Source organism: Thermogemmatispora tikiterensis (genome assembly GCF_003268475.1).
Taxonomy (GTDB): domain Bacteria; phylum Chloroflexota; class Ktedonobacteria; order Ktedonobacterales; family Ktedonobacteraceae; genus Thermogemmatispora; species Thermogemmatispora tikiterensis.
The window spans coordinates 38928-44694 of sequence record NZ_MCIF01000002.1; the positions used below are offsets into that span (position 1 = coordinate 38928).

At 58.7% G+C, this 5767-nt stretch carries 5 protein-coding genes; 4 read left to right on the forward strand and 1 reads right to left on the reverse strand.

The annotated features are described in order from the left end of the window. Nucleotides 1-306: 306 nt before the first annotated feature. Complete coding sequence (locus tag A4R35_RS00175) at nt 307-975, reverse strand: hypothetical protein (RefSeq protein WP_146747048.1); 669 nt, start codon at nt 973-975, stop codon at nt 307-309. Between the two features lie 1817 nt (nt 976-2792). Between A4R35_RS00175 and A4R35_RS24495 the strand changes: the two genes are divergently transcribed. The 4 genes from A4R35_RS24495 (at nt 2793) to A4R35_RS00195 (ending at nt 5554) form a co-directional block, all read left to right on the forward strand. Then, entirely contained in the window at nt 2793-2945 is a 153-nt protein-coding gene (locus A4R35_RS24495; protein ID WP_223258118.1) for a hypothetical protein, read from the forward strand. An 11-nt stretch (nt 2946-2956) separates the two neighbouring features. Continuing rightward, entirely contained in the window at nt 2957-3898 is a 942-nt protein-coding gene (locus A4R35_RS00185; protein WP_223258119.1) for an RNA-guided endonuclease InsQ/TnpB family protein, read from the forward strand. Nucleotides 3899-4599: 701 nt separating this feature from the next. Further along, nucleotides 4600-4827, forward strand: a complete 228-nt coding sequence (locus A4R35_RS00190) for a hypothetical protein (protein WP_112425397.1) — start codon at nt 4600-4602, stop codon at nt 4825-4827. Nucleotides 4828-5284: 457 nt separating this feature from the next. After that, nucleotides 5285-5554 carry a hypothetical protein gene (locus tag A4R35_RS00195; protein WP_112425399.1) on the forward strand — a complete coding sequence of 90 codons (270 nt, stop codon included), beginning with the start codon at nt 5285-5287 and terminating at the stop codon, nt 5552-5554. Nucleotides 5555-5767 lie beyond the last annotated feature (213 nt).

Consider the following 5767-nt stretch of genomic DNA (forward strand, 5'->3'; position numbering starts at 1 on the left):
GACCCTGGCAGGCCACCCCCTGCCGGGCCAGGGCTCCCTTCCACCGTAGCCATACGCCTCGACAGAGACGCGAATCAGTACTTCAGGGGAGCAGTCACGTACTATCAGCAGGTTACCGATCCCCAGCTCCTGCCAGTCCCAGGGCCACGCGCTCTCTGCTTCTGCTTCCTCGTGCATGGGGTGCTCACCTCCAGAGGTCTTGCATGCAGGTGTGTGGACTGATCCAATAGGTGACTGGTCCCAGCCAGACCCAACCAAGGCAGGGCTGGCGGACGACTCCCGCTCCAGGCAGAGACGGGACCCTCCCTAGGGAACCACTGCGATCCAGAACGGGTCTCGGTCTAGGAGCCGCTGAGCATTTGCAAACAGACCATAGGCACCACCTTCCACGGTGTTCAGGATGAGAGGAATATGGCCACGCACACAGGGGGCAGCGGCCCGCACTGACCCAATAGGCTGCACGGTGGTCCAGATTTGAGCCGGGGACTGCCCCCACTCATTGGTTTTGACCGCTTGCAGCTGAACACAGGCTGTTCCCCCTTGTACCAGGCTGGCTCCGCTCTGGTATGTCCCAGCAAAGGGAAATTCATCGCAACTGTCCTTGATCTGCAGCCTTCCACCCTGTGCCGTCCAGGGAGGCAAAGCCTGCCAATCCCTCTGGCAGATGGTGTAGCGATTCCTGCTGACGCGTTGCTCATCTTGCAGCCGCGTGAGTGGCTGCCCTCGCCCCGCCAGCCCCCAGTGGGCTGTCATGTGTTGTTGCGCCCAGGCGATCAGTGCTGCCGCTGCTCCGTACTGAGAGAGCGAGAGCTCCAGCGTCGGCGTAAAGGCTGGAAAGACACATCCTGGGGGAAGAGTGGCCCGTGACTTCACCGCCAGTGCGTCATCACAACGGTACGCCAGAGGGGAGTCCCAAATGCCGTCGTTGAGGGGCACGTATGGGGGTGCCTCATAGCTGAGGACATACCGGGTCAAGGTACTGTAGACTCTTGGTGAGCTTAACCCGGTAAACTACGGTGCCCTTCAACCCTACACGAATCACGCCCTGGAAGCTGGCTGTAGCCTGGCATGGTTGCCCACAGGTAGCCGCCAGCCGGACGTGGACGGGCACCCTCATGCCTGTCGGCACCGCCTGAGTGACCGCATCCTGCTCCTCCCAGCCAGTCGCGCGAGGATTCAAAGTCATCGTCTGCACCAGGTCGACCGTCAGGGTCCCGACGGCTTGCTTGTCCTCCCAGAAGGTGAATCAGCGCCATGAGGCAGGCCCGCCTCTCAAGGTGCGTTGCTTCCTTTCCAGGTGTCGGTCATCTGCAAGCTTCCTCTTGGCCTCATCCCTCTCTCTCGCTCGTTCTCTTCCTCCCCCGCCTGTCCTCCTCAAACCTTGCTCCTCTGAGTCTTGGAAAGGGGTAGCGGCCATCCCCTGGCAGGCCCGAGCCAGGCCAAGTGCCTGGCACAGGCATGGGCTCGGGCGCCAGACTCAGTGCCTCCACTTCGGAGGTACTTACTGCCCTGGCTGCCTCCAGCGCGTCTTCTGCCTGTCTCATTAACACGTTCTACGCTCTGCAAAGCTGCCTCTCCTCGGGAGCCACCTGGTCCCGTCTCTCAGAGGGCGTCTCGATCGAGATGTCCTCTTTCACACACCAGTAGAGCAAATAGATAGAAGCTTTTCAAGAGGCTTGAATGATAGATGATCATATGATCTACCTATCTATTGAAATAGTTTGCTTAAAGGTTTTTTTACAACTAGGACGTCTCATTAGAAGTGAGATCCCCTCTGGCAGCACAGGCTTGGTAATTTCCCCGGTGCGACAAGCCTATCACAGGCCTGCAGGCTCACCCTTGTCGAGCACTACCACAGGCGAAGTCGGCCCTCTTTGCTGAGGGGTCTCTCTCTCTGATGGCCAGCCCTGCCTCTAGAAGGCAGCAACCATTCCCCACCCTCCAGGCACTCGAATGGCCCGGGGAGCAAAAGCGAAAGCCCCCTCTAGAGAGGTCTTAGCCTGCCAGCCATTCTGTTCTTGTGTATGAATGTCGTCAGAGGAGAGACGGCTAAATGGCACTGTGCAGTGTTCCTCGCTGCTGCCGCTGGCTTCTTTGTGCTGGCATTGTCATCATGTCACCCCTTGCCCTGCCAGGGGAGCGTCAGCTGATAGATATCCTCCTCATGGGCAGGCGATCGATGATGACTGGTAGCATTGCAGCAAGCTGCCACGCTGGAGCCTTCTCGTGTCAACTGCTATGGCATGGAAATTGATCTTGCGAGCCCTCTGGCGGCTGCCCTGGCCAGGCGGCAGATCGCGCCGCAACCAGAAGAAGAGATCGATACGATAGTGAGATGTCGAAAGTGGCCCTGTGGAGCATGCACGCCGCACACCAAGGATACCAGCATTCTGTCTCCTACGCCTGCTATTGGACATGACTCTGTCTGGAATGGCAAAGCATACCGCTATAAAGAGCTCCACCAGGGGTGACCAACAGGCCGGCTCTCTCGATAGAGGGTGAGGGTCTGAAGCCGATGGCTTTGTCAACAACTGGGTCTTTTGCACTCATCATGCCCTCCAGGACATCAAGCTGGTCACAACGAGCAGTGGCTGGGGCTTATCAACAGAAAGGCGACTCAGGCTGATCGCATGTCGCGCTTCACCAAATCATGCGGCGCCGGAAGCCCCGGCGTTTCCGCCTGGGGAGGAGGCGCCGCGAGGTCCCGCCTTCAGGCATGAAGAGGAAAGGCGCTCTGCCTCTCGGCGGGATACCCCCTTGACAAGGATCGTCAAAGGGGGTACAACCAACGCATGAAACAAACGATGCTCTTGAAGCTGATACCAACTGAAGAGCAACGCCACGCCTTGTTGGAAACGATGCGCGCCTTCAACGCCGCTTGTAATTACGTGGCTGAACAGGCGTTTCTTGTAAAAGTTGCCACAAATTTACATTGCAGAAGATGACCTATAGGCAGTTGCGTACGACCTACCGTCTGTCTGCACAGTCGGCTATTCGTTGCATCAGCAAGGTCAGCGATGCGTACAAGCGAGATAAAAGCATCAAACCCACTTTCAAGCCAGAAGGTGCTATGGTCTATGACGAACGGGTGATGAGCTTCAAAGGCTTGACGCACGTCTCCCTCTTGACGCTGCGTGGCCGCGTGCTTGTCCCCTTTCTCATCGGTCAGTATCAAGCGGCCCGTATGCAAGCCATCAAGGGGCAAGCTGATCTGATCTATCGTCAAGGCACCTTCTCTCTGGCAGTGACGCTTGATATCCCCACGCCGGACCCCCAAGAAACGAGTGACATCCTCGGTGTTGACCTCGGGATCGTCCATCTGGCAACGGATAGCGACGGGGAGTCCTTTCGTGGGCAGGCCGTTGAGGCCACTCGCAAACGGTCTCATGCATTGCGTCAACGTTTGCAGAAACGCGGCACGAAGTCCGCAAAGAGACACCTCAAGAAACTGTCTGGCAAACAAGCCCGGTTCCAGCATCACACCAATCATGTCATCTCCAAACAGATTGTGCAAAAGGCGCGCTCCCTCGGAAAAGGAATAGCGATAGAAGACTTCAGGCACATTCGGTCTCGCACCGAAGCACGGTTGAACACGTCTCAGCGTTCTCGCCATTCCAATTGGTCTTTTGCTCAATTGCGCTTCTTCCTCTCCTACAAGGCTGCTCTTGCAGGCGTTCCTCTGTACCTTGTTGACCCCGCCTACACTTCTCAAAGATGGAGCGCCTGCGGACACTGTGCAAAAGAGAACCGCAAGAGTCAAGCGCTCTTCTGTTGCACCAACTGCGGCATGTCGATGAACGCTGATATCAATGCCGCTCTGAACATAGCCAGGGCCGATGTCAAGCGGCCTCTTGTCTCGTCCGGTAGCCGAAAGGAATCCACCCCTCTCGGCGCGTAAAGACAGGGACAAGCCCCTGCATTTATGCATGGGGCACTTGACAGTACTGGGCATCATGGCATGCAGGCGAGGAAGCATGATTTTGTCCCGCTCGCTGGTATTGACCTGGTTGCTGTCTTGCGCCGGCCAGTGGCCCAGTTGGAAGCCTGGGGGCTACTCTAAAGAGGCGAAAGAGACCATTCCCTCTCACCAAGCAAGGGCGTCGGGACATTGAGACGGTCTCCAAAGCTTTCTGCGATAAGGCGAGTGATCACGTTCACCAGTCATTGGAGGCAGAACTCCAGCTTCTCTCGGCGCTGGATGCGTAGAAAGGCTTGCTCCCGACCGCGGAAGGGCTGGCGTAAGGGCTATCAGCAGTCCCTGTATACCTCACAATGGGAGGCAGGAGCGCTGACAAAGAGGTACAGGATTAGTATGTCGTCTTCCAAAGCACTCTCCTGTATTGCCCGGTGGGCCAGCGCTCCCTTCTCCTGGGTTAGACGAGTTATGGTTATTGGATGCCCCGTTGTCGCCTTGCACTGCACCCTGCAACAGTGTGCACTCCTCTAGAGGGCACCGGAGCCGCTGCCAGTCGATCGGCATTCCCTCGCTACGTTCACCGAAATCTCGGGCCGTTTGCTATCGGAGATTGGCTGCTCCAAACCCATCTAGCGCTGGTAGCGCACTGGCTCAAGAAGACTCTTCGATCAGAAGATCAACACATGCACAGGACGCTCGCCCTGGGAGTGTCCGCTGCCGAGGCTGCCGGGCAACTGGACCTACTCGACGAGCCGCTCACGGCTCTAGTTGCTGATCCCCGTCCCTTCGTGAGAAAGGCTGTCTGCCAGCGCGTCAAAAAGCCTGAGCAGCGCAGGCCAGAGATGATTTTCCCCTCGCTGAATGTCTGGAAGATTGATCCGCAACGCGCCTTGATCGCACGCAGGTGCTGAAAATGCTTCAGTAGAGAGGAAATGTGCAAGATCTCTGAACTTCGTCACGGCCACTGCTCGTCTGGAGAAATTCGATGGGCTGCCTTGTAGATCCCATCCCACCCTGACAGCACTCTTTAGGAGTGTCAGTACTCCCGGTTGGGAACAGCAGGATTGCAAACCTGGAACAGTCTCCCTCCTGTGACATTCCTCGGAGCGCACATGGACCTGTGCGTGCGCGGGGCCAAGGGAAGTGGCAGGACACCTGGGAGCGCATGTGAGTCCGTTTCTCTGCGATGACCTGTCCCAGATGAGCTGAAGTCAGCAGGCCCTGCGCGAGACGGCAGTGGTCCAGGATGATCCTTTTCCCCAGGTGCTGTAAGAGCCTGCCTTCCGGTTCTGGCTGCACTGGTGGCTGCCGACGGCCTTTCTGCGGGTCCATCGGCTGCCTGGCTCAGGCCAGCCAGCGGTGTGCCTGGTGGAGCGAACGAGTGCCACCCTGGCGCTCTTTGAGCAGCAGGCCGAGGGGAATTGGCGGTTGCAGGTGCATGGGTCCCGCCCCCTCTGGCGAGAACTGCCAGAGGCGTATGAGGCCTGGGAGCAGGCGGGCCGACCGGATCAGGAGGCCTACGAGGGGGAGCTGAACGAGCAGGAGGGGCAGGGCTGGCTGTCGGTGCCCCAGGCGAAGGGGAGTCGGGGTCTGGCCTGCCCGGTGCTTGATGGCCCCTGGCTGGGGAGCGAGCCTTGATCCGAGGCAGGCTGACGGGAAGGAAGCGAAGGAGGGGCCTCCTGCGGCAGCGGTATGCGTGACACCTTGTCCCTGGCTCGACCGTGATCGCGGATCAAGCGATGACCCGCTGCGGCTCCAGGTTGCCGCCAGTGATCTGGTGCTGACCCCCACTGGCCAGTGGGGCTGGCTGGAAGAGGCCACGGGCCTGCCCCTGGCCGCCTTGCTGGCAGG

Bases quoted from the DNA above. Each gene is read 5' to 3' on its own strand.
- A4R35_RS24495 (WP_223258118.1), top strand. From the start codon at position 2,793: ATGAAACAAACGATGCTCTTGAAGCTGATACCAACTGAAGAGCAACGC.
- A4R35_RS00190 (WP_112425397.1), top strand. From the start codon at position 4,600: ATGCACAGGACGCTCGCCCTGGGAGTGTCCGCTGCCGAGGCTGCCGGG.